At 69.4% G+C, this 22121-nt stretch carries 21 protein-coding genes; 13 read left to right on the forward strand and 8 right to left on the reverse strand.

All coding sequences use genetic code 11. The features are described from left to right. Window positions 1-24 precede the first annotated feature (24 nt). The 6 genes from OG707_RS32140 to OG707_RS32165 all read left to right on the forward strand — a co-directional run bounded on the left by OG707_RS32140 (window position 25) and on the right by OG707_RS32165 (window position 5675). On the forward strand, window positions 25-1164 hold the full coding sequence (locus OG707_RS32140) for an ROK family transcriptional regulator (protein WP_329124570.1): 1140 nt from the start codon (window positions 25-27) through the stop codon (window positions 1162-1164). An 84-nt stretch (window positions 1165-1248) separates the two neighbouring features. Beyond that, window positions 1249-2301 carry an ABC transporter permease gene (locus OG707_RS32145; protein ID WP_443071506.1) on the forward strand — a complete coding sequence of 351 codons (1053 nt, stop codon included), beginning with the start codon at window positions 1249-1251 and terminating at the stop codon, window positions 2299-2301. Beyond that, window positions 2298-3248 carry a carbohydrate ABC transporter permease gene (locus OG707_RS32150; RefSeq protein WP_329124573.1) on the forward strand — a complete coding sequence of 317 codons (951 nt, stop codon included), beginning with the start codon at window positions 2298-2300 and terminating at the stop codon, window positions 3246-3248. The genes OG707_RS32145 and OG707_RS32150 overlap by 4 nt, the downstream gene beginning before the upstream one ends. Window positions 3249-3292: 44 nt before the next feature. Beyond that, the gene (locus OG707_RS32155) at window positions 3293-4930 is read left to right on the forward strand and encodes a hypothetical protein (RefSeq protein WP_329124575.1); all 1638 of its coding nucleotides are present in this window, start codon (window positions 3293-3295) and stop codon (window positions 4928-4930) included. A 34-nt stretch (window positions 4931-4964) separates the two neighbouring features. After that, window positions 4965-5267: a DUF6086 family protein gene (locus tag OG707_RS32160; RefSeq protein WP_329124577.1), complete on the forward strand. Its 303-nt coding sequence runs from the start codon at window positions 4965-4967 to the stop codon at window positions 5265-5267. Window positions 5268-5297: 30 nt separating this feature from the next. Beyond that, the gene (locus OG707_RS32165) at window positions 5298-5675 is read left to right on the forward strand and encodes a signal peptidase I (RefSeq protein WP_329124579.1); all 378 of its coding nucleotides are present in this window, start codon (window positions 5298-5300) and stop codon (window positions 5673-5675) included. Between the two features lie 2 nt (window positions 5676-5677). Here the strand turns inward: OG707_RS32165 and OG707_RS32170 are convergent, their stop codons facing one another. Together OG707_RS32170 and OG707_RS32175 are read right to left on the reverse strand one after the other, a co-directional pair. Next, window positions 5678-6424, reverse strand: a complete 747-nt coding sequence (locus tag OG707_RS32170) for a phosphotransferase (protein ID WP_329124581.1) — start codon at window positions 6422-6424, stop codon at window positions 5678-5680. 33 nt (window positions 6425-6457) lie between these two features. Further along, window positions 6458-7138, reverse strand: coding sequence for an SDR family oxidoreductase (locus OG707_RS32175; protein WP_329124583.1), 681 nt, complete (start codon window positions 7136-7138; stop codon window positions 6458-6460). Between the two features lie 92 nt (window positions 7139-7230). Here OG707_RS32175 and OG707_RS32180 point away from each other — a divergent pair, with 92 nt between their 5' ends. Next, window positions 7231-7803, forward strand: a complete 573-nt coding sequence (locus tag OG707_RS32180; protein WP_329124585.1) for a TetR/AcrR family transcriptional regulator — start codon at window positions 7231-7233, stop codon at window positions 7801-7803. Here the strand turns inward: OG707_RS32180 and OG707_RS32185 are convergent. Continuing rightward, on the reverse strand, window positions 7764-8447 hold the full coding sequence (locus OG707_RS32185) for a class I SAM-dependent methyltransferase (RefSeq protein WP_329124587.1): 684 nt from the start codon (window positions 8445-8447) through the stop codon (window positions 7764-7766). The genes OG707_RS32180 and OG707_RS32185 overlap by 40 nt on opposite strands. A gap of 152 nt (window positions 8448-8599) precedes the next feature. On the opposite strand from OG707_RS32185, the gene OG707_RS32190 reads away from it, so the two are divergent. After that, window positions 8600-9763: a serine hydrolase domain-containing protein gene (locus OG707_RS32190; protein ID WP_329124589.1), complete on the forward strand. Its 1164-nt coding sequence runs from the start codon at window positions 8600-8602 to the stop codon at window positions 9761-9763. Window positions 9764-9776: 13 nt separating this feature from the next. Here the strand turns inward: OG707_RS32190 and OG707_RS32195 are convergent, their stop codons facing one another. After that, on the reverse strand, window positions 9777-10685 hold the full coding sequence (locus tag OG707_RS32195; protein WP_329124592.1) for a serine protein kinase RIO: 909 nt from the start codon (window positions 10683-10685) through the stop codon (window positions 9777-9779). Between the two features lie 452 nt (window positions 10686-11137). Here OG707_RS32195 and OG707_RS32200 point away from each other — a divergent pair, with 452 nt between their 5' ends. Together OG707_RS32200 and OG707_RS32205 are read left to right on the forward strand one after the other, a co-directional pair. Next, window positions 11138-13210 carry a pectinesterase family protein gene (locus tag OG707_RS32200; RefSeq protein ID WP_329124594.1) on the forward strand — a complete coding sequence of 691 codons (2073 nt, stop codon included), beginning with the start codon at window positions 11138-11140 and terminating at the stop codon, window positions 13208-13210. Window positions 13211-13454: 244 nt separating this feature from the next. Further along, window positions 13455-14642 (forward strand): amidohydrolase family protein, encoded by a 1188-nt coding sequence (locus OG707_RS32205; RefSeq protein WP_329124596.1) that lies wholly within the window; start codon window positions 13455-13457, stop codon window positions 14640-14642. A 333-nt stretch (window positions 14643-14975) separates the two neighbouring features. On the opposite strand, the gene OG707_RS32210 is transcribed toward OG707_RS32205, so the two are convergent. Then, window positions 14976-15548 carry a dihydrofolate reductase family protein gene (locus OG707_RS32210; RefSeq protein WP_329124598.1) on the reverse strand — a complete coding sequence of 191 codons (573 nt, stop codon included), beginning with the start codon at window positions 15546-15548 and terminating at the stop codon, window positions 14976-14978. A gap of 239 nt (window positions 15549-15787) precedes the next feature. Between OG707_RS32210 and OG707_RS32215 the strand changes: the two genes are divergently transcribed. Next, window positions 15788-17926 (forward strand): MMPL family transporter, encoded by a 2139-nt coding sequence (locus OG707_RS32215; RefSeq protein ID WP_329124600.1) that lies wholly within the window; start codon window positions 15788-15790, stop codon window positions 17924-17926. 83 nt (window positions 17927-18009) lie between these two features. After that, window positions 18010-18837: a methyltransferase domain-containing protein gene (locus OG707_RS32220; RefSeq protein WP_329124602.1), complete on the forward strand. Its 828-nt coding sequence runs from the start codon at window positions 18010-18012 to the stop codon at window positions 18835-18837. Here OG707_RS32220 and OG707_RS32225 read toward each other — a convergent pair. Together OG707_RS32225 and OG707_RS32230 are read right to left on the reverse strand one after the other, a co-directional pair. Continuing rightward, complete coding sequence (locus OG707_RS32225; protein WP_329124604.1) at window positions 18813-19718, reverse strand: phosphatase domain-containing protein; 906 nt, start codon at window positions 19716-19718, stop codon at window positions 18813-18815. The two genes, OG707_RS32220 and OG707_RS32225, sit on opposite strands and share 25 nt — an antisense overlap. After that, window positions 19718-20806 (reverse strand): RNA ligase, encoded by a 1089-nt coding sequence (locus OG707_RS32230; RefSeq protein WP_329124606.1) that lies wholly within the window; start codon window positions 20804-20806, stop codon window positions 19718-19720. The genes OG707_RS32225 and OG707_RS32230 overlap by 1 nt, the downstream gene beginning before the upstream one ends. Window positions 20807-20990: 184 nt before the next feature. On the opposite strand from OG707_RS32230, the gene OG707_RS32235 reads away from it, so the two are divergent. Continuing rightward, window positions 20991-21167 (forward strand): hypothetical protein, encoded by a 177-nt coding sequence (locus tag OG707_RS32235; RefSeq protein ID WP_329124607.1) that lies wholly within the window; start codon window positions 20991-20993, stop codon window positions 21165-21167. A 386-nt stretch (window positions 21168-21553) separates the two neighbouring features. Here the strand turns inward: OG707_RS32235 and OG707_RS32240 are convergent, their stop codons facing one another. Continuing rightward, complete coding sequence (locus tag OG707_RS32240) at window positions 21554-22117, reverse strand: GNAT family N-acetyltransferase (protein WP_329124609.1); 564 nt, start codon at window positions 22115-22117, stop codon at window positions 21554-21556. Between the last annotated feature and the right edge of the window lie 4 nt (window positions 22118-22121).

Consider the following 22121-nt stretch of genomic DNA (forward strand, 5'->3'; position numbering starts at 1 on the left):
CCGGACGAGTGTCAAGGGGTGGACATGGATCAGAAGCGGACGCTGAGCGGCGACCCGTCGCTGCTGCGCAGGCTCAACACCGCTGCCGCGCTGGGCGTGCTGCGCCAGCACGAAGAACTCACCGCGCCCGAACTCGCCACCCTCATCGGGGTCTCCAGACCCACCGCCCACGACGTCCTGCTCCAACTCCTCGGACAGGGGCGGGTGGTGGAGCTCGCATCCGGCAGCGAGGGCCCCCGGATCGGCGCCGGAAGGCCCGCCCGGCGCTTCCGCTTCCACGCCGAGGCCGGCCATGTCGTCGGCGTCGACATCGGTGCGCACAAGGTGCTCGTGCACGTCGCCGACCTGCGCGGACGCACCGTTGCCGCACACCGGGTCGCGGTCACGCCAGGCCTCACGGCCGCCCGCAGACTGCGCGTCGTACGGGACGCGGTGGCCGCCTGCGTGAAGCAGGCCACGGACGCGCGGCCCCTCGCCCTGGGCATCGGGACCACGGGCATCGTGGACCCGTCCGGGCGCGTCACCGTCTCCACCGCGCTGCCCGGCTGGAGCGGGCTCGACCTCACCCGTGAGCTGGACGGATGTGTGCCCGGACCCGTACTCGTGGGCAACGACATCCAGTTGGCGACGCTCGCCGAGTTCACCGGGGGAGCGGCGACCGGCGTGCGCGACGGCATCTACCTCTATGTGGGCAACCGCCCCGGAATCGGCCTCTGGCTCCGCGGCCAGCTGCACCGCGGCCACCACGCGGCGGCGGGCGAACTGCTGCCCTTCCAGCCGTGGGCCGACGCCTACCAGCGCCTCCTCGACTGGTCGGCGGGCCACCAGGGGGCTGAGGCGCCGACCCGCGACAGCGCGGTGCGCGCGGTGGTCGCGGCCGCGGACGCGGGCGACGGCGGCGCGCGCTACGCGCTGCGGGCCTTCGCCGAGGGCCTCGCCGGCTGCCTGCTCACCCATGTCGCGGCGCTGGACCCCGAGTTGGTCGTGCTCGGCGGCGGTGTGTCGCGCGCGGGCGGGGTGCTGCGCGAGCCGCTCTCCGCGCATCTGGACGCCAACTGCCGCCGTCCGCCCGAGGTACGTACCTCCACGCTCGGTGAGGAATCGACCGTAACCGGGGCGGTTCGGATGGCACTGGAGTTCTTGGAACAGACCGCACACGCCTGAACTTGGCTGATTCGAGACGGGGGTTGACGGGTTCTGTCGCTGCGCCCATGATGTGGCCACCCAATTAGGGAAGTTGCTTTTCTAATCTCCCGTGCCACGGTCCAGGAGCAGCGCTTGATATCCCTCAAAACCGAGCGGCGCCCGGGAACCACGCCCGCCGCGAGCGAGAGCAAGACCCGAATTCCCAAGGCTCGCAAGCAGGACAAGCGGGACCGGGTGCCCACCGCCCGCGTCCCCCTGGGCCGCAGACTGCGCAACAACTGGGTGATGCTCGCCCTGATGACCCCGGGCGTGCTGTTCTTCCTGGTCTTCTTCTACGTACCGATGCTCGGCAACATCGTCGCGTTCGAGGACTACCAGCCGTTCATCGGCTTCAAGGACAGCGCCCTCGTCGGCCTCGCCAACTTCCAGGAGCTCTTCGCCGACCCGGCGTTCTGGGAGGCGGTCCGCAACACCCTGCTCTTCGCGGCCCTCCAGCTGATTCTCTACTTCCCCGCCCCGCTCGCCCTCGCCCTGCTGGTCAACAGCCTGGTCGGCAGCAAGGTCCGGCGCTTCGTGCAGAGCGTCGTCTACCTCCCCCACTTCATCTCCTGGGTGCTGGTCGTCGCCCTCTTCCAGCAAGTCCTGGGCGGGGCAGGCCTGCTGAACAACTTCCTGCGCGACCACGGCATGGACCCGCTCGACATCATGACCAATCCGCACGCCTTCCCCCTCCTGATCACCGCCCAGGTGATCTGGAAGGACATCGGCTGGGGAATGATCATTTACCTGGCGGCGCTCGCCAACGTCGACCAGTCCCTCTACGAGGCCGCGGCCGTCGACGGGGCCAACCGCTGGCGCCGCATGTGGCACGTGACGCTGCCCGCCGTCCGCAGCGTCACGATCATGCTCCTGGTGCTGCGCCTCGGCGACGTACTCTCCGTCGGCTTCGAGCAGTTCCTGCTCCAGCGCGACGCGGTCGGCCCGCGGGCCGCGGAAGTCCTCGACACCTACGTCTACTACCACGGAGTCGTCTACGGCGACTGGAGCATCGGCGCCGCAGCCGGCCTGATCAAGGGCGTCATCGGCGCCCTGATGATCTGGGGCGCCAACCGCCTCGCCCACGCCTTCGGAGAGCAGGGGGTCTACTCGAAATGAGCCTCATCACCCGCCCCCGCACCGCGAGCCTCGCGGTCAACCGGGGCCGCCGCGCCACCGCCAAGGACCAGCGCCCCGCCTGGGAAGAACCGCCCAGCCGGCTCGGCTCGACGGCCAAGGCGGTCGTCATCACGGTCCTCGTCGTCGTGATGCTGCTCCCCTTCGTCACCGTCATCTCCACCTCGCTGGCCTCCCAGAAGGAGATCACCGCGGCCGGCGGCTTCGTCCTCTTCCCGACGGAGCCCACCTTCCAGGCGTACACGACGATCCTCTCCGGCGGCATCGTCACCCGCGCCGTCCTGGTCAGCCTGGCGATCACGATCACCGGCACGCTGCTCTCGCTGCTGACGACGATCACGCTCGCGTACGCACTGAGCAAGCGCGGAGTCCCCGGCGCCAAACCGGTACTCCTCCTGGTCCTCTTCACCCTGCTCTTCGCACCCGGCATGATCCCGATGTACGTCCTGGTCAAGGAGCTCGGACTCCTGGACTCCTACTGGGCGTTGATCCTCCCCGGCCTGGTGAACGCCTTCAACCTGGTCGTCATGCGGGCGTTCTTCATGAACATCCCCGAGGAGCTCTACCAGGCCGCGCGCATCGACGGCGCGGGCGACTGGCGCATCCTCACGCGCATCGTGCTGCCGCTCTCGAAGGGTGTCATCGCGGTCGTCGGCCTCTTCTACGCGGTCACGTACTGGAACGCCTTCTTCAACGCGATGCTCTACCTCAACGACACCGGCAAGTGGCCCATCCAGCTGGTGCTCCGTACGTACGTCGTCCAGAGCAAGCAGCTCAACGCCGACCAGCTGGGCATCACGCACATGCCGCCCCAGCAGTCGATCTCCATGGCCGTCGTCATGCTCGCGCTGCTCCCGATCCTGGCGCTGTACCCGTTCCTCCAGAAGTACTTCACCAAGGGCGTGCTCACCGGCGCCATCAAGGGCTGACCCCTTCTCCTCTCCTTTCCCCCTGGAGTTCTCCGATGCCTGGAATGTCCCGACGCTCCTTCCTGAACCTGTCGACGGCGGTGGCCGCCGGCGCGGTCGCGACCCCGCTGCTGACCGCGTGCGGCAGCAAGGCGGACCACAAGACCGAGGCCGCCTCGTCGAAGGTCAAGCTGCCGACGTACGTCCCGTTCGACAAGGTCAAGCCGGACCTGGCGCCGAACGCGCAGGGCCTCTCGGCGGGCTTCCTCACGTACCCCAAGACCCTGGTCCAGAGCGTGGCGAAGAAGCCGGGCGACGGCTCGAAGGTCACGGTCCTGACGGAGATGTGGACGGCACCGCCGAAGCCGAAGGGCTCCAACGCGTACTGGGACAACGTCAGCAAGGAACTGGGCATCGACCTCAACGCGATCCTGGGCTCGGACCCCGGCTACCCGGACAAGTTCTCGGCGACGATCGCCGCGAACGACCTCCCGGACCTGATGTGGATCCCGCCGAACCAGGGCATCCAGCACGTGGCCCAGCTCCTGGAGGCCAAGTGCGCGGACATCACGGAGCTGGTGTCGGGCGACGCGGTGAAGGCGTACCCGAACCTCGCCAACATGCAGCCGGCGCACTGGAAGACGGCGGTGGTGAACGGCAAGATCTGGGGCGCCCCGAGCCCGTACCCGGCCTTCGGCCAGGTCTACGGCGGCAACCCGAAGGTCTGGGAGAAGGCGGGCGGCCTGTCGGCGACGAGCCCGGAGGAGTTCCTCTCCAAGTGCAAGGAGGTCACGGGCGGCAAGACGTGGGCGCTGGAGCCGATCTACGTCAACGCGGTGAGCGTGCTGAGCCAGTGTTACGGGGCGCCGAACAGGTGGCTGCAGAACAAGGACGGTTCGCTGACCTTCTGGATGGAGACGGACGAGTACGCGGAGGCGCTGAGCTTCGCCATCAAGCTGAAGAAGGCGGGCGTCTTCTACCCGGGCGACCCGGAGATGGCGGACGCGTACATCAAGCTGGCGCAGGGCACGATCGGCGCGTGCGTCTACCCGAACCCCAAGGCGGTCCGCAAGGACACCCGCACCAATGACCCGGACATGGCGGGCGAGGTCCTGATCCCGTTCAGCGCGGGCGGCAAGGCCCCCAAGCACGCCCGCCACCTGGGCACGATCGGCTACACGGCGATCAAGAAGGGCAGCCCGGAGCGCGTCAAGATGCTCCTGGAGGTCCTCAACTACCTTGCGGCGCCGTACGGAACGAAGGAGCGCGAGTTCCTCCAGTTCGGCGTCCAGGGCGAGGACTTCACGTACGACGCGAACGGCTACCCCGCCTACACCAAGACGGGCAAGTCCGAGGTCGAGGGCCTCTACAGCGGCCTCGCGACGGCCACGGTCGCCCCGGCGGCCCTCATCGCCTCCGACTTCCCGGGCACCGCGCAGGCCCAGGACGTCCGGGACATCTACGCGGTGGAGCAGAAGCTCGTCCCGATGATCGCGCTGAACCCGACGGTCGGGCACTACTCGGACGCGTACACGGAGCACTACCCGAAGATGTCGACGGACGCGAACGACCTGGTGAACGACATCGTGGCGGGCCGCAAGAACATCAGCGAGTGGAAGTCGTTCTGGTCGGACTGGAAGCCGAAGGGCCTGGACCAGATGCGCCACGAGTACGAGAAGGCGATCGCGACGGCGGGCGCCTGACCTGGGGCGCGTCCCGCAGCTCCCCTCTCGTAGCATGAGGGGAGCTGCGGGACTCCCGCGCCAAGTGCGGCTGTTCGAGGACGAGTTGGACCTGCCGTCCGGCATCGCTCCCATGGAGAACGACGAGTGTCAGATCGACCCCGCCGTCTTCGGGGTCTTCGTCAACGTCCTGGTGGACAGACTCGGCAACCCGTCGCACGCCGTCCTGCGCGCCCTTTCGGAGGGCTTCGTCGCCACGACGGTGGCCCTCGCGGGGCGCGCGGGCATCGAGGTGCCCGCGGTCCCGGCCGACCTGCTGGAGCGGTCGAGGGAGCTGGACCTTCGGATGGTCCGCTGAGTGAACCGCTGACTGCTAGCGTCCGCAGGCGTGAACGACAGTGTGTATGTGGGCAATGCGGGCAAGGACGCGGCACTCGACCGGGGGTGGATCCTCGGGCACTTCAAGGATGCCGACGATCCCCGGCACAGCGAGGACGTGGAGATCAAGTGGGGCGTCCACCCGCCCGGTGACGAGCGCGCGGAGTGGGTGCGGGGTGAGGAGCGGACGGCTCTGCTCGTGCTCATCAGCGGACGCTTCCGGGTCGAACTCCCGGGTCGCAGCGTGCTGTTGGCGGAGCAGGGCGACTACGTCGTGTGGGGGCACGGGGTCGACCACTCCTGGTTCGCGGAGGTGGAGTCGGTGGTGCTGACCGTGCGGTGGCCTTCCGTACCCGGATACGCGGTGCCGGTGGCTCACGACTCCTGACGTCACATCCGGGACCTCAGCACGTCGACCTCGCAGCCCGGCGCGAACGGGTCGAAGCCGTTCTCGGCCAGCCAGCGAACCGCCTGCAGGCTTCGCAGCGACCACAACGCGCGGATCACGTCGAGGTCGACGTCGGTGCCGTAGCCGGCGATGACGTCGTCGAGGTGCTCCTCGTGCCCGAGCGTGAAGGTGGCGAGGTCGTACAGGGCGTCGCCCTGGCCCGCCTCCGACCAGTCGATGATGCCGGTGACCTCGTCGCCGTCGACGAAGACGTGCGCGATCTGCAGGTCGCCGTGTGTGAACGCCGGAGTCCACGGCCGGAGTGCGGCCTCGGCGACCCGGCGGTTGCGGGCGACCAGGTCGGCGGGCAGGAGGCCGTTCGTGACGAGCAGCTCGCACTCGGTGTCGAGTTCCGCCGTCAGCGCGGCGATACTCCGGCCGGCCCGGCCCAGCAGGGGCGGCACGGGCGCGTCGTGCAGCTTCCGGATGGCGGCGCCCGCCGCGGCCCACGCCGCCGGCGACCCGGTCGACGGCCCGCCGAGGCGCCCGAGCGTCGTCCCCGGGAGCGCGGCGAGCGCGAGCACGGGCGGTTTGCGCCACAGGACTTCCGGGGTCGGGACCGGCGCCAGGGCCATCGCCTCGACCTCGACGTCGATGTGCGACTGATCGGCGTCCACCTTCAGGAACACGTCGCCGACGCGTAACGTCGCGCGCTCGGAATGGGCGACGACGACCTCGACTTCATCCATGGGCGACCAGTATCCCGGGGGCGACCGCCGGCGTCACCGGGCCGGGGCGGCCAGGCTCTGCTTCACGTAGCGGGTCGTCTCGTCGGCGAGGATCTCGGGCAGGCCCGTCTCGATGCCGTCGAGGGCCTGCGCGGCGACCGCGGCGGGGTCGGTCTTCTGGTCGGCGGGTACGGTCGCGGCCATGTCGGTGTCCATGTACGCGACGTGCAGCGCGGAGACGGTGATGCCGCGGGGTGCCAGTTCCTCCCGTACGGCATTGGTCTGCGCCCAGGCGGCGGCCTTGGTGGCGGCGTACGAACCGAGGCCGGCGGGGTGCAGCCAGGACAGGACGGACAGGACGTTGAGCACGGTGCCGCCGCCGTTGCTCTCGATGACGGGGGCGAAGGCGCGAGTGGCGGCGAGCGGGCCGAAGTAGTTCGTCTCCATCTCCTGGCGGACGGCGTCGAGGTCGCCGGTGATCAACTGCGTGCCGGTGGAGATGCCCGCGTTGTTGACCAGCAGCGTCGCGTCGGAGGCGGTGCGGGCCGCGGCGCGGATCGACTCCTCGTCCGTCACGTCCAGCTGCAGCGGGACGACGCCCGGCAGATCGATGGTCTCGGGGCGGCGGGCCGCCGCGTAGACCTTGGCGCCGCGCTCGACGAGCTGGGCGGCCAGGTGCCGGCCGAGGCCGCGGTTGGCGCCGGTGACGACTGCGACGGAGTTCTTCAGTTCCATGTCTGCTCCAGGGCTTCTCTTGTTAGATGTCGACCGTAATCTAAACTCTACCCTAGAATAGATTCCGATCGACATCCAATGGGAGGTGGCTCATGGGCCGCGTATCGCAGGCACAGGCGGAGGAGAACCGCCGACGGGTCGTGGAGACCGCCTCCCGGCTGTTCAGGGAACAGGGCACGCACGTGAGCGTCGCCGACCTCATGAAGGCGTCGAGCCTGACGCACGGCGGCTTCTACAAGCAGTTCGCCTCGAAGGAGGCGCTCGTGGGCGAAGCCACGGCCCACGCCTTCGGCGAGCTCGCCCGACGCCACGAGTTCGGGATCGAGCGCGACGCGGAGCAGCACGAAGCCGCCCAGCGGGACCTGATCGACACCTACCTGTCCGTTCAGCACCGCGACAGCGCGGCCGACGGATGCCCGGCCGCCGGACTCGCGGTCGACATGGCGCGCGAGCCGGGCGACCGCGAGGCGCGCCGGGTCTACACCGAGGGCGTGCGCGACTTCGCCGGCTGGCTCGCGACCGAGGACGAGGACGGCATCACCCGGCTGTGCACCATGCTCGGCGCACTCGTCCTGGCCCGGGCGACCGAGGGCTCACCGCTCTCGGAGGAGATCCTGGCCACGGCTCACGCGGCGCTGACGGAGCGACGTGTCGCGGAGAGGTAGATCCGCCGGGTACGGATCTCGTCGGCGTAGGCCTCGCGGACGGTGAGGTCGTCGACGCGGAACGAGGCCGCCTCGACGGCGATTCGCAGCTCCTTGGCCATGAACTCGGCCCAGTAGACCCGAAGTTCCCCGCCCATCGGATCGCCGACGACGCCGTCACTCGCACCTTCTTTGGTGACGACCAGAAGCTGCCCACCGGGCCGGATCGCGGCGGCCCACGAGGTGAGCGTGCCGGGCAGCTGACGCTTGGGCTGGTCGTGGAGCGAGTAGTACGAAACGAGCCCGTCGAGCAGACCCTCCGCGGCTTCGATCGCCCGCTGATCCCCCACCTCGAACCGACACCCGGGCTTCTCGCGCCGCGCCAACTCGACGCAGCGAGGCGAGAGATCAATGCCGAGCACATCGAGCCCGCGCTCACCGAGCATCGCCGTCACATGCCCACAGGGCCCGCACCCGGCGTCACAGACCCTGCCGCCCTCACCGACCCTCCTGGCGAACTCGGCCAGGACCGCCTGGTCGAACGGCTTGGTGTCCCACTCGTGCCGGAAGAGTTCCAGGTAGCGATCGGCGCGGGCGTCCCAGCTGCGGACGACGTCAGGCACGCTGCCGGGCTCCGGCGACGGTGGTCTGCCTGTCGTGGTCATGGCGCCAAGGGTAGAGGCAATCGAGAGGCCGTTCCGGGGGCTAACCCCCTGGGAGCTGGGCGGGTAGCTGGATCGTCCCCGGCAGTCGTATACGGAAATGCTGGTTCCTGCGCCAACCGCCGATCTTCCAGCGATTCCACAGGAGTTGACTCGTGCACGAGCAAGCAAGGCAGACGCTGCGTTCATCCCGGCAGCAGCGGAGCGGGCGCCGCGGAGCCGTGACGGCCGCGGCCGTGCTGGCCGTCGGCGTCATGACGGCAACCGCCGTGGCGCCCTCCGCGGCCTCGGCGCGCCCTCGCCCGGACACCGTCCAGCAGGGCCTGGACGCGCTGGTGCGCACAGACGGATTTCCCGCCGCGCTGGCGAGCGTCGAGGACCGTGACGGCCGCACCCGCACCTACACCGCAGGGGTGGGCGATCTGGCCACCGGCGCGAAGGTGCCCGCGGACGGCCGGGTGCGGGCAGGCAGCAACACGAAGTCGTTCACCGCGGTGGTGATGCTGCAACTGGTGGGAGAGGGCAGGATCCGCCTCGATGCCCCGGTCGACAGGTACCTCCCGGGCCTGGTCCGCGGGAAGGGGAACGACGGCCGCCGCATCACCGTCCGCCAACTCCTCCAGCACACCAGCGGACTCCCCAACTACACGGAGTACGGCCTGCAGCTCCGGCATTACGAGCCCCGCGAGCTCGTCGACATCGCCCTGGCGCACCAGGCCCGCTTCGAGCCGGGGAAGAAGTGGGAGTACAGCAACACGAATTACGTGCTGGCCGGCCTGATCATCCAGAAGGTCACAGGGCGTTCCCTGGCCGAGGAACTGGACCGGCGCATCATCGAACCCGTAGGCCTGCACGACACCTACTTCCCCGCCCCGGGGGACGCGACCGTCCGGGGACCCCATCCCCACGGCTACGACAGGGAGTCGGCGGACGCGCCCCTGAGCGATGTCACGGAAATGGACCCGTCCTGGGCCTGGGCAGCGGGCCAGCTGATCACCACCGACTCCGACCTCAACCGGTTCTTCACCGCGCTCCTGTCGGGCCGCCTCCTCCCGAAAGCCCAACTGGCCCAGATGCGCACCACGGTTCCCGCCGACTACTTCGGCGCGGGAGCCCGCTACGGACTGGGGCTCGTGAGCATCCCGCTGTCGTGCGGCGGCGTCTACTGGGGCCACGGCGGCAGCTTCCCGGGATACGAGACCCGCGGCGGGGTCACGGCGGACGGCCGCGCGGTCAACGTCGCGGTGACCATGCAGCCGACCGACCCGGATGCCATGAAGCATGTCGGGAAGGTCGTGGACACGGCCCTGTGCCGCTGACTGCAGCGACGCTTCAGAAGGCGTGTGCCATCAGCTCCCCGAACAGCGCGTGCTCGTCGACGTCGAGGCCCCGCGAGCGGAACCAGCCGCAGATGTTGGCGCAGTCGCGCTGGAGGAAGGTCATCCCGTTGAGATTGCCGACCAGGTCGACGATCTGGGGCAGGTCGATGATGACCAGCCGCTCGCCCGCCGCCAGGATGTTGTACGCCGAGAGGTCGCCGTGCACGACACCGTTCTGCACCATCGTCGCGAGCGCATCGGTGAGCTGCTCGAAGTACGACGCCAGCAACTCGGGCGAGGGGCGGGTCTGGGCGAGGCGGGGTGCGGTCTGGACGGTTCCGTCCTCGCCGACGACGGTGATCCACTCCATCAGGATCTCGGTGCCGTCGATCTGGACCGGGTAGGGAACCGGCAGCCCGAGGTTCCAGAACCGCACCAGCGCAGCCCACTCGGACACCGCCCACTCGCCGGCCGCGACCTGTCGGCCGAAGGTGCTCTTGCGCTTGACGGCCCGCTCGTCACGTGAGCGCTTCATCGAGCGGCCCTCGGTGTAGGACGCGGCGCGGTGGAAGGACCGGTGCTCGGAAGAGCGGTACCGCTTGGCCGCCATGACCACGCCGGCTGTGAGGTCCAGCGGGTCGGCGCGCTCGACGAGATGGACGTCGGCCTCTTTGCCTGTCTTGAGGACGCCGAGTTCGGTGTCGATCGCGCCCTGCGAGGTCACCACCCAGTCCGGGAGCGGCTCGGGGCCTCGGCTGAGGGGTTCGACGCTGAGCCAGGTCGACCAGCGCTGGCCGTCCTCGAGGTCGTCGTAGGAATGGAAGTCGAAGACGAAGCGGTCGTCGACGTCGCCCAGGTTGTCCGACGGCGGGACGTGGCGGTCAGGAATTACCGGGTACTGCGAGAGATTGTCGTGAGACATCGCTGGAGGTGCTCCATGAGGTGAGAGAAAGCTGGTCTGCGGGCAGGCCGAGGACAGTCGTAGTCACGGTCGTGCCTCCTCTCGTGGAGCACCGGGCGTCTCCCGATGTCCCGCCCATGGTGAGGGGCGGACACGGGGAGCGGCAACCGAATAAATCCGGCCCGCGCCGAGCGGCCCCAGCGGGGCCGTAGGTTCCCTCGCGGAGGCGGTCTTGCTCAGGACCGAGCCGGAGATGTCGCACCCGTCGCGTACGGCGCCGAACTCGGCCTCGTCGCAGGTCGAGAGGTACGCGGTGACGGCCAGCCGGGTCGAATGGTGGATCGTCGCGTCGAGGGCGGGCCTTCCCGGGCCCCGGGGGTGGCAACCTTCCGCGCCACGGCGGCGACTGCTCTGCAGCCCGCCCCTCCTCCGGGCGCGGGTGCCCCCACCCCCGTATGAGATGGATGGCACGCATGAGTGACAACCGGAACAAGGCACGGCACCGCAGACGTCGCACAGCTCTGCTGGCCGGTGTGCCGCTCGCGGTGGCGGCCGCGGGAGCACTGGCCTACGGCACGGCTTTCGGGGCGTTCGGCGACGACGCGCAGCCCAAGGCCTCGGCGGCCGAAGCCACGGCCCCGGCCTGGGCGACCGACGCGGCCGACGGCTTCGCATCCGTCAACGCCCTTGGCCAGAACGGGACGTACGGCGGCCGTGGCGGCCAGATCGTCACCGTGAAGACCCTGGCCGACCTGGAGAAGTACGCGACCGCCTCCGACCCCTATGTCATCGTCGTCGCCGCGGCGATCACCATGGACCCGGTGGGCAAGGAGATCAAGGTCGCCTCCGACAAGACGATCGTGGGCTCCGGCACCTCCGGCCACATCGTCGGCGGCGGCTTCTTCCTCGGTGCGGGCGTGCACAACGTGATCTTCCGCAACCTGACGATCCGGGACGCCTACCAGGGCGTCTGGAACGACAAGGAGCACGACTACGACGGCATCCAGATGGACGGCGCGCACCACGTCTGGATCGACCACAACGACATCCGGCACATGGCCGACGGTCTGATCGACAGCCGCAAGGACACCACCTATCTGACGGTGTCGTACAACAGGCTGAGCAACGACAACAAGGCCTTCGGGATCGGCTGGACCGACAACACCACCGCCGACATCACGATCCACCACAACTGGATCCACGAAACCGAGCAGCGCAACCCGTCCACGGACAACGTCGCGCACGCGCACCTGTACAACAACTACCTGCAGGACGACCCGGGCACCACGATCACGTCCTCGTACGGCAACTACGCGCGCGGCAACACCAACATGGTCCTGGAGAACAGCTACTTCCAGGGCATGAACAACCCCGTCGTCCGCGACGCGACCGCCACCCTGGTCCAGCGCGGCAGCGTCTTCTCCGGGACGAGCGGCAAGAACGAGAGCGGGGGTACGGGCGCGGCCTGGGATCCGAAGACGTACTACAGCTACACGCTCGACAGGGCGGCTGATGTGCCGGCGCTCGTCAAGTCCGGTGCGGGACCGCGGAGTTCGATCGGTACGACGGCGGCGGCGACCGCAGCGGCGGCGACCACCCTGACCGTCGCGCAGGACGGCTCGGGCCAGTACAAGACCGTGCAGGCGGCCGTCGACGCGGTCCCTGCGAACAACGCCTCCCGGGTCGTCATCTCCGTGAAGCCGGGCACGTACCGCGAGATCGTCAAGGTGCCCGCCGCCAAGCCGCACGTCACCATCCAGGGCTCGGGCGCCAGCCGCAAGGACACGGTGATCGTCTACAACAACGCAGCGGGGACGACGAAGCCGGACGGTTCGGGTACGTACGGAACTCCGGGCAGTGCCACCCTGTCCGTCGCATCCGACGACTCCCAGCTCCGCAACCTGACCGTCACCAACGACTTCGACGAGGCCGCGCACCAGGACATCTCCAACCAGGCGGTGGCGCTGCTGACGTCCGCCGACAAGATCGTCCTCGACGGGGTCATAGTCAACGGCGACCAGGACACCCTGGAGCTGGAAACGGCGTCCGCGGCCACGCAGGGCCGCGTCTACATCGCCAACTCCTACATCACGGGCAACGTCGACTTCATCTTCGGCCGGGCGACCGCCGTGGTCGACAAGTCCGTCATCACCCTCAAGAAGCGCTGGAACGGCACCTCGGCCGGTTACGTCACCGCACCGAGCACGCCCGCCAACCGCAAGGGCATCCTCATCAACAGGTCCGCGATCAACGGCGACGTGTCAGCGGCCTCCTTCCACCTCGGCCGTAACTGGCACCCGAGCGGGGACACGACGGTGGACCCGCAGACCACGGTCCGTAACAGCACCCTGAGCGCAGCGATCAAGTCCACCCCGTGGTCGGACATGGGCGGCTTCTCCTGGAAGGACGACCGATTCGCCGAGTACCAGAACACCGGCGCCGGCGCGGGCACGGCGAGCACGGACCGCCCCCAGCTGACGGACGCCCAGGCCGCGGCCCAGACGACTGCGGCCTGGTTGGGCGACTGGACTCCGACAGCGGGCTGACGGGGGGCGGTCGGGGGGGCGAGGTTGTAGGACAGCTCGTGGACGTGCCCGTCGGGTGCGCGGTAGATGATGCGCGCCGTGGGCGGCTCACTCTCGAAGAAGGTCGTGTACGCCAGGGGCGTGTGGCCGGCGCCGGGGCCGCCGCCCCGGCCGGTGAGGTCGTTGTCCGCCCACAACCTGTCGATCGTGTATCCGGCGTGGCAGCGTGGTGTCGATGGCGTCGCCGGGCAGTGAGGGGATCACCATGTTGGCTGTGCGCGTTGCGCGGATCTTCGACGGGCGTGATCTTGCACGGGGGGCGGGGGTCGTCTTCGTGGACGGCGGCCGGATCGTGGGCGTCGAGTCGCCCGGCTGTGACATCCCCTCCGACTGCGAGCTCGTCGACCGCCCCCGCGGCACACTGCTGCCCGGCCTCATCGACGCCCACGTCCACCTCGTCGGCGACTCGGGACCGGGTGCACTCGAGCGGCTGGCGGAGGCGGCCCCCGACGACATGGCCCGCACGATCGAACGGTCCCTGCGCATCCACCTCTCGACCGGCGTCACCACCGTGCGCGACCTCGGCGACAAGGCGTGGGCCGTCGTCGACCGGCGCGCCCGTCCCACCGCCGGACTGCCGACGGTCGTGGCGTCCGGCCCGCCTGTCACGAGCCGCGGTGGTCACTGCTGGTACATGGGCGGCGAGGCGTCCGGCGCCGACGGGCTGCGGGCGGCGGTACGGGAGCGGGCCGAGCACGGCGTGGACCTGGTGAAGGTCATGGCGAGCGGCGGCATGACAACCCCCGGATCCGCCGTGGACCAGGCCCAGTTCACCGCCGCAGAGCTCGCGGTGGTGGTCGCGGAGGCGCACGAGTTCGGGCTGCCCGTCACGGTGCACGCGCATGCGCTGGTGGCGATCCGCGACGCGATCGCGGCCGGCGCCGACGGGATCGAGCACTGCACCTTCCTCACGGAGGACAGCGTGCACGTGCCCGAAGATGCCCTCCCCGCACTGGCGTCGAGGGGCATCGTGGTCTGCCCGACGCTGGGCAAGGCCCCGGGCGTCGTACCGCCGCCGCAACTGCTGGAGCGCTTCCTCAAGGCGGGACTGGGTGAGGAGGCGCGGCGGGAGCTCGTGGTCGGTGCGTACCGGGAGGGAGTGGCCATCGCCTCCGGTACGGACGGAGGCATCAACCCCGGCAAACCGCACGGCATCCTGCCCGCCGCGATCGCGGAGCTGGTGTACGGCGGGATGCCGGAGGCCGACGCGCTGGCGACCGCGACGTCGGTCGCCGCGGCGGCCTGCGGGCTGAGCGAGTCCAAGGGGCAGGTCAGGCTGGGCTACGACGCCGACCTGATCGTCGTGGACGGGGACCCGCTCCTCGACATCGGCGCACTGTGGAGTCTCAACACCACTGTGCTGGCAGGGGAGTTGGTCCAGCCCGCGCCCTAGGGGGTGTCCGGCGGATGATGCCGCGGTCGCGCCGGTCTGGCACGCACATCTGCGGCGTTGTCGTCAGTTGCCAACTTCCCCAAGCTCTCGGCTTCGCTCGAGCAGGGGAGGCCCCATTCGCGTTGTCGCCCTCCTCCGCCTTGCAGCTGCGCTCGGCATCCGAAGGATGAATCAAAGAGCCGAGACGGGGCGAAGCGCAGTGCACCAGACCACCGCTCACCCGCAGTGAAAGCTTCAACGCCCAGCAAGAGCGACCTGATCCGCCGGACACCCCCTAGGCGCATCCGGCTTCCGCGAGTCGTCGAGCCGGATGCCCGATCAGCCGGTGTCTGCTCAGCGGACCACGTCGAAGACGTTCTTCTGCAGGCCGTTCGCGTACGCCTCGTGCTCGACCAGCTTCAGCTTCTGCGTGTCCTTGTCCGTCGCGCTGAACAGTCGCTTGCCCGCGCCCAGCAGCAGCGGGAAGACCAGCAGGTGGTAGCGGTCGATCAGGCCCGCGTCCGAGAGGCTCTGGTTCAGGGCCGCGCTGCCGTGGACGATGATCGGGCCGCCTTCCGTCTCCTTCAGCGCCGCTACGTCGTCCAGCGTGCGCAGGATCGTGGTCTCGCCCCAGTTCGACACCAGGTCGTCGTCCGTGAGCGTCGTGGAGACGACGTACTTCGGCATCACCTTGTAATCCGCGAAGTCCTCCATGCCCGGCCACACCGGGCTGAACGCCTCGTAGCTGACCCGGCCCAGCAGCATCGCCGCCGATTCCTTCTGCTCCCGGCCCTTGATTTCGAATGCCTCGGGGAGGAACTCGATGTCCTTGAAGGTCCATCCGGAGTTCCGGTAGCCGGGCTCGCCGCCCGGGGCTTCGACCACGCCGTCGAGGGAGACGAAAGCGGTGCTGATGAGAGTGCGCATGTGAGGTTCCTTGGTTTGTGTGGTGGCGGGTCGGCTGCCATCTTGCGTCAACCATGATCTCTGACTGGCAAGTGCGGAGAAACTCATCGGCCCCAAAGAAGCGGAATCAACTCGCCCGCTTTTCCTGCTCACTTCGGCCTCGAGCGGGAGGCCAGCCCGCCTCCATCTGTCATGACCGCACCCAGTTAGGGTGAACGGTCAGCCGTCGCCGGCCGTTGTGACACGAAAGGCAACACCGCATGTTTCACCGCATAGGACGCACAGTCGTCCGCCATCCGGTCTGGACGATCGTGGCGTGGGTCATAGCTGCCATTGCGATTGTCGCCACGGCACCGAGCCTGCCGTCCAACAGTGACGAAAGCAGCTTCCTTCCGAGCAGCTACGAGTCCATCCAGGCCGCGGACCTCCAGGCGAAAGCATTTCCCAGCGCCTTCACCCCCTCCGCCCTCGTGCTCTACAGCCGCTCCGACGGCCAGAAGCTGACTCCCGCGGACGTGAAGGACGTTCAGCGCATCACCGGCGCGCTGGGCGCCAAGGGCATCGACCAGGTGCAGAAGGTCATCCCCGGAACCCCGTCGAAGGACGGCAAGTACGACCTGGCGCTCGTCCAGATGGACAGCAAGAACGCCGGCCAGCCCAAGCAGGCCGACGCCGCGAAGGAGTTGCGCGAAGGCGCCAAGAAGCTCGCCTCCGGCACCAAACTGGACGTGAAACTCGGCGGTTCCGCCGCCATGGCCCTCGACCAGCAGGACGCGTCCGCGCGCGGCAACGCCCTTGTCGGGATCGGCACGTTCGTCATCATCCTGGTCACGCTGCTGATCATCTTCCGGGCGCCGATCCTGGCCGTACTGCCCCTCGTGCTGATCGGTCTCGTCTCCGCCATCGCCAACGGACTGATCGCGTACGCCACCAAGCTCTTCGGACTCGAGGCCAACAGCTCGATCTCGGCGATGCTGATCGTGGTGCTGTTCGGTGTCGGTACGGACTACTTCCTCTTCCTCATCTTCCGCTACCGCGAACGGCTGCGCGCCGGTGACGAGCCCAAGGAGGCGATGATCAACGCCGTCGCCCGGGTCGGCGAGGCCATCGCCTCGGCCGCCGGCGCCGTGATCATCGCGTTCCTCGCCCTCACCCTCTCCTCCCTCGGCTTCCTGAAGCAGATGGGCCCCGCGCTCGCCATCGCGGTCGCCGCCACGCTGCTCGCCGGCCTCACACTGATCCCGGCCGTGGTCTCCCTCATCGGCCCGAAGGTCTTCTGGCCGTCGAAGTCGTGGAAGAAGGAGCCGGACAACGCCCGCTTCGCCGCGCTCGGCGGTGTCGTACGCAGGCGTCCCGCGATGGTCGCCGTCGTATCCGGGCTGCTGATGGTCGCGCTGGCCGCGGGCGCGGTCAGTTTCAAGGCCACCTTCGACCTCGCCTCGGGCTCCATGCCCAAGACCAAGGAATCGATGGTCGTCCAGAGCCAGATGCAGAACGCGTACTCGGCCGGTGCCGCCGACCCCACCCAGGTCTACGTCACCAGCACCGAAGGCAAGCCCCTCGACAAGGCCGCGCTGCCCGCGCTCGTGGCCAAGCTGGGGGACGTCGACGGCGTCGCCGACTCCAAGCTCTCCACGTTCAGCAAGGACGGCGAGACGGCCAACATCGCCGTCACCCTCAAGTACGACGCCGCCAAGGACGAGGCGATCACCGCGGTCGGCAAGGTGCGCGACACCGCGCACGCGAACACGCCGTCCGGCACCAAGGCCGTCGTCGGCGGCACCTCCGCGATCTACAAGGACATCAACTCCGCCGTCCAGCACGACTACAAGACGGTCTTCCCGGTCGCCGCGGTGCTCATCATGGTGATCCTGGGGCTGCTGCTCCGCAGCGTGGTCGCCCCCTGGTACCTGATGGCCTCGGTCGGCCTCGGCTTCGGCGCCACCCTCGGTGCCACGGTGCTGATCTTCCAGAAGGGCCAGGGGCACTCCGGGCTGATGTTCATGCTCCCGGTGATCATGTACCTCTTCGTCGTCGCCATCGGGACCGACTACAACATCCTGATGATCGCCCGACTGCGCGAGGAGGCCCGCGAGGGCCGCTCGCCGCGCGACGCGGCGGGCGAGGCACTGCGGCACGCGGGTCCGACCGTCGCCGCGGCCGGGTTCATCCTGGCCGCGACCTTCGCCACGATGATGCTCGCGGGCAACTCGCTCCTCAGCGAGATGGGCTTCGCCGTCTCCTTCGGGATCGTCGTCGCCGCGTTCGTCATGGCGATGTTCTTCACGCCGAGCCTGACCGCACTGTTCGGCCGCGCGGCCTGGTGGCCGGGCCACGGCGACAGGACCGAGGTCAAGCCGTCCACCGCGGGTCGTGAAGAGGCCCACGAACTGGTCTGACCAGTACGGGAGTTACGGGTGAAAGGGGGCCGGGTGCGCGTCGCGTACCCGGCCCCCTTGCCGTCCGGTGCGAGGATCACGGCATGAGCACCCCACGGCCCACATCGGAATTCCACGCGCCCAACGCCCCCTCCGCCAACGTCGACCGGCTGGTCGCCGCCCTCGACGCGCAGGACGCCGCCGACGGCGTACGGCGACTGCGCGACTGGGCCTACGAGGCGGTGGCCGCGCGGCCGGGCGAGGTCGCGGTCGACATCGGATCGGGTACGGGGACGGTCGTACAGGCGCTCGCCGACGCCGTCACCGCGGACGGCAGCGCGCTCGGCGTCGAACTGAACCCCGGACTGCGCGCCCTCGCCGAGCAGCGCGCCGCCGAGGCGGGCAGCACGGGCCGGTTCGTGGAGGGGGACGCCCTCGCACTTCCCCTGCCCGACGCCTCCGTCGACATCGTGTGGTGCGAGCGGGTCCTCCAGCATCTGGCCGACCCCGAGCGGGCCGTGGGCGAGATCGCCCGCGTACTGAAGCCCCGCGGACGGGCCGTCCTGCTCGACTCCGACTGGGCCACCACCGTCCTGCACCCCGGCGACCCCGACACCGTAGCGGCGCTCACCTCGGGGGCGCTGGCAGCGGCAGCGAATCCGTACGCAGGGCGCAAGCTCGTCGGGCAGCTCTCGGCGGCCGGTCTTGCCGTCGGCGCGCGCGGCTCGCAGGCGCTGCTGCAGGACCACAACTCCGTTGCCTGGCCGCTGGTCCGGATGCTCGGCGAGTCGGCGGTGCGCCGGCAGCTGATCACGGAAGTGCAGCGCGACCGGCTCTACGACGACCTCACCGAGGCCGCCGCGCGCGGTGCGCTGCACATGTCCGTGACGATGTTCGGCGCGGTCGGTCAGAAGTCGCCCTCCGCGACCTGAAGCACCGTCAGGCCGATCGCGCGCCACGCCTCGACCACCTGGTTCCGGTCGTCGAGGACGCACGTCACGTCGTACTCCTCGCGCACATGCGCGTCGAAGAGCTCGATCTTGACGATCGAGTCCTTCCGGGAGTCGGCAGAGGCACGCATGTAGAGCGCGTCGTACGCCACACCCACGTGCTTCGCCAGCCAACTCTCCGTCGCAGCACGGGAGTCGTCCGTCCGGCCGGACAGGAACACGACACGGTGGCCCGCCGCCTGCATCGCCCGCACCACCTCGATCACCGGGCGGTTCGGCAGGTCCTGGTGCACCCGCGTCGAGTCGAAGGGACTGCGGTTCGTGATCAGCGCGGTGGTGCCGTCGATGTCGACGAGGATCGCCTTGGGGGTGCCGGGCTTCGCCTCGTACTTCCGTACGGGCGAAGCCACTTGGGCCTCGTCGGGGAGCGGCAGCGGCAGGCTGTGCCCCGCCAGGAACCGCAGGTGCAGCGCGCGGATCGTCTCCTCGCCGACCGTACGGTCCCTCGCCGCGTCCCGCTCGATGCACACCTCCAGCGGTACGTCCGTGAAGTCGTGCACCTCCAGCGCCGCACCCGCCTTCGCCGCCAGCTTCGCCAGATCACGGGCGACGCGCTGCGGCAGGTTGGTGTCGTCGCACACGACGTCGTAGCCCTTGCCGAGGAGACGCAGGATCGTCGCGTCCCGTACGGCCATGACGCGCTGCTCCGTCACACCCTTCACATGCTCGCCGGAGTCGAGCATCGCGCGCAGGTCGTCGCGGTTGACCCGCGCACGGCCCGCCCGGTCCTCGGCGGTCCAGGCTTTCGCCCAGGTCGTCTTGCCGCTGGCGGGCAGGCCGCGGGTGAAGTGCAGGGTGGTCATCAGGCCGTGTCCTCGGTGGTGTTGACGGGGCGGTGGTCGCCGGAAGGGCGCAGGGTGTGCCAGATCCGGGCCGACGGGTCGCGGCCGTCCAGGAGCAGGAACAGCCAGCCGCGGTACGGGGACCGGCCCGCGACCGCGGCGTACTCCTTGCGGCCCCACCCGTCGGGGAGCTCGCCGAGAATACGCCGGTGCTCGGCGCCGGCCTCGGCCAGGATCTCGTCGCGGCGGGCGGTCAGGTCGTCCGCCACGCCCCGTACCCAGTCGTGGAACTCGTCGGGGAGGTCCTCGCAGATCGCGCCCACCTCGTCACCCGCACCGAGCCGCTCCCAGACGATCCGGGCGTTGAGGCCGGTGACGATGCGGTGCAGGGCGACGTAATCGTCCTGCTTGATCTTGATCATCGTCTGGTCGTGGTCGGGCCCGGGGAAGCGGAGGACGAAGCCCTCCGCGCCACCGCGCGGCTCGGCGGCGAGCGCGTCGCGCAGGGTCGCGTAGTCGAAGGTCGTCACGCGCGGTCCGGTCCAGGGCAGCGAGTCGGCGGGGACGGGTGCGCCGGTCGCGGTCTCGACGCCGCCGAGCAGCACGAGGTCGTCCAGGTCGCCGTAGTCGCAGACGATCCGGTTGGCCGGGTAGATGATCTCGAAGAGGTACGTGACACCGGGCGCGGGCTTGACGTCCGGCGCGTACCGCTCGAGCCACACCTCGGTCGCGTGGAGCGCCTGGTCGGAGGCGAAGGAGCCACGGGTCGCGACCGCGTGACCGTCCGCCGTCGGGTAGAGGATGCCGAGGCTGCCGTCGAGCTTGTCGGTGACGACCACCGGGGAGTCGAGGGCGAAGGAGCCCTCGGGGTGCTCGGAGTAGTTGAAGAACTTGGCGTACGGGCGGGCGAGGACCTTGCCGTCGGGGTCGACGATCAGGCCGCGGCACCGGAGGGTTGCGTCGTCCCACACCCGCTCGAACTGGGCTTTTTCCGTGTAATTCAGGATGCGCAGAGGCAGCGAGGGGTGCACCTGCTCGCGGACGTAGCCGGCGCTGATCGACTGCGCCAGCAGATCGAGGTCGACGAGGTCGCTGAGGTGGGGGTACACGGAAACTCCTGATGGCCGGAAGGGGACTGGTCCGATCTTCGCAGCCGGGAGGTGCGGGGCGCATCAGGGTTTCGGTGGGCGGGGAGGCGCGGCATCATCGGGCGCGGGCTGCTGGGGCCCGCAGCGAGGGGGGCGCTTCGTGGGTACGGGCGAGAGACGGTCGGGCAGGGGTGCGCAGGTTCTGGTGAGGGGGCTCGTGTGGTTGTCCGGCGGGGCCTTCGTCGCCTGCGCCTTCATGGCGGCGCGCTACGGCGACGTCCGATTCTGGGCAGGGGCGTTCGGGGCATCGGTCTTCTCCGTGCTCTTCCAGCTTCTGGGGTTCCGGATGGAGCGGGCGCGGGATCGGTCGCCGAGGACGTGAGCGCGTACGAGGACTTCGCCGCAGTGCTGGTTCATCGTCACGTGGGTGCGCGGCGGCTGGCGCCCGACTCTCGTCACAGGTGGTCGCGTAGATGAGCGGTCTCTTGCATGTGCAGAGTTCCATGGGGATGGTGCCCCCATGGATGTAACGGAGTTACGCGGGGTTGTGGCGCGGGCCGGGATGGATCCGGCCGACTACCGGATCATGGATCCTCCCGGGGACAGCACCTGCTGTATCCGTCGGCAGGGTCGTGTGTGGATGGTCTTCTTCTTTGAGCGGGGCGTGCGCCGGGAGCTGCAGAGGTTTTCGTCCGAGGGCGTGGCGTGCGCGTACTTCCTCGGGATGCTTGGCCTGGTTCCGCCGGGACCGACCGCTCCGGGGGCGGATTAGCGCCGCTCTTTGCCGGGCCGCCACTCTCGCCTGAGCAGGCCGAACACCCACGAGTCGGATACGTCGCCGTTTACCACGCAGTCTTCCCGCAGCGTCCCTTCGCGCAGGAATCCCACCTTCTCCAGGACCCGGGCGGATGCCACGTTGCGCGTATCGGTCTCGGCCTGGACCCGGTTCAGGTCCAGTGCGTCGAACGCCCATCGCAGCACGGCGTGTGCGGTCTCCGTCGCGTAGCCGTGGCCCCACATTGATTCATCGAGGACGTAGCCCAGTGACGCGCTGCGGTAGTCCGGGTTCCATCCGGTCAGGCCGCACCAGCCGACGAAGGCTCCGTCCGAAGCGCGGTCGATGGCCACTCGCGCCCCGGTGCCTTCGGCCTCCATCTTGCGGCACATCGTGATGAAGCGTTCGGCGCGGGCCCGTTCCGTCCAGGGCGGGGAGTCCCAGTAGCGCATCACGTAGGAGTTGCTGTGCAGGGCGAAGAGAGGGGCCGCGTCCGTGTCGGTGAAGGGGCGCAGTCGTAGGCGGGCGGTGTGCAGTGTGGGGGTGGTCAGCGTCATGCGC

The organism is Streptomyces sp. NBC_01465 (assembly GCF_036227325.1).
Classification (GTDB): domain Bacteria; phylum Actinomycetota; class Actinomycetes; order Streptomycetales; family Streptomycetaceae; genus Streptomyces.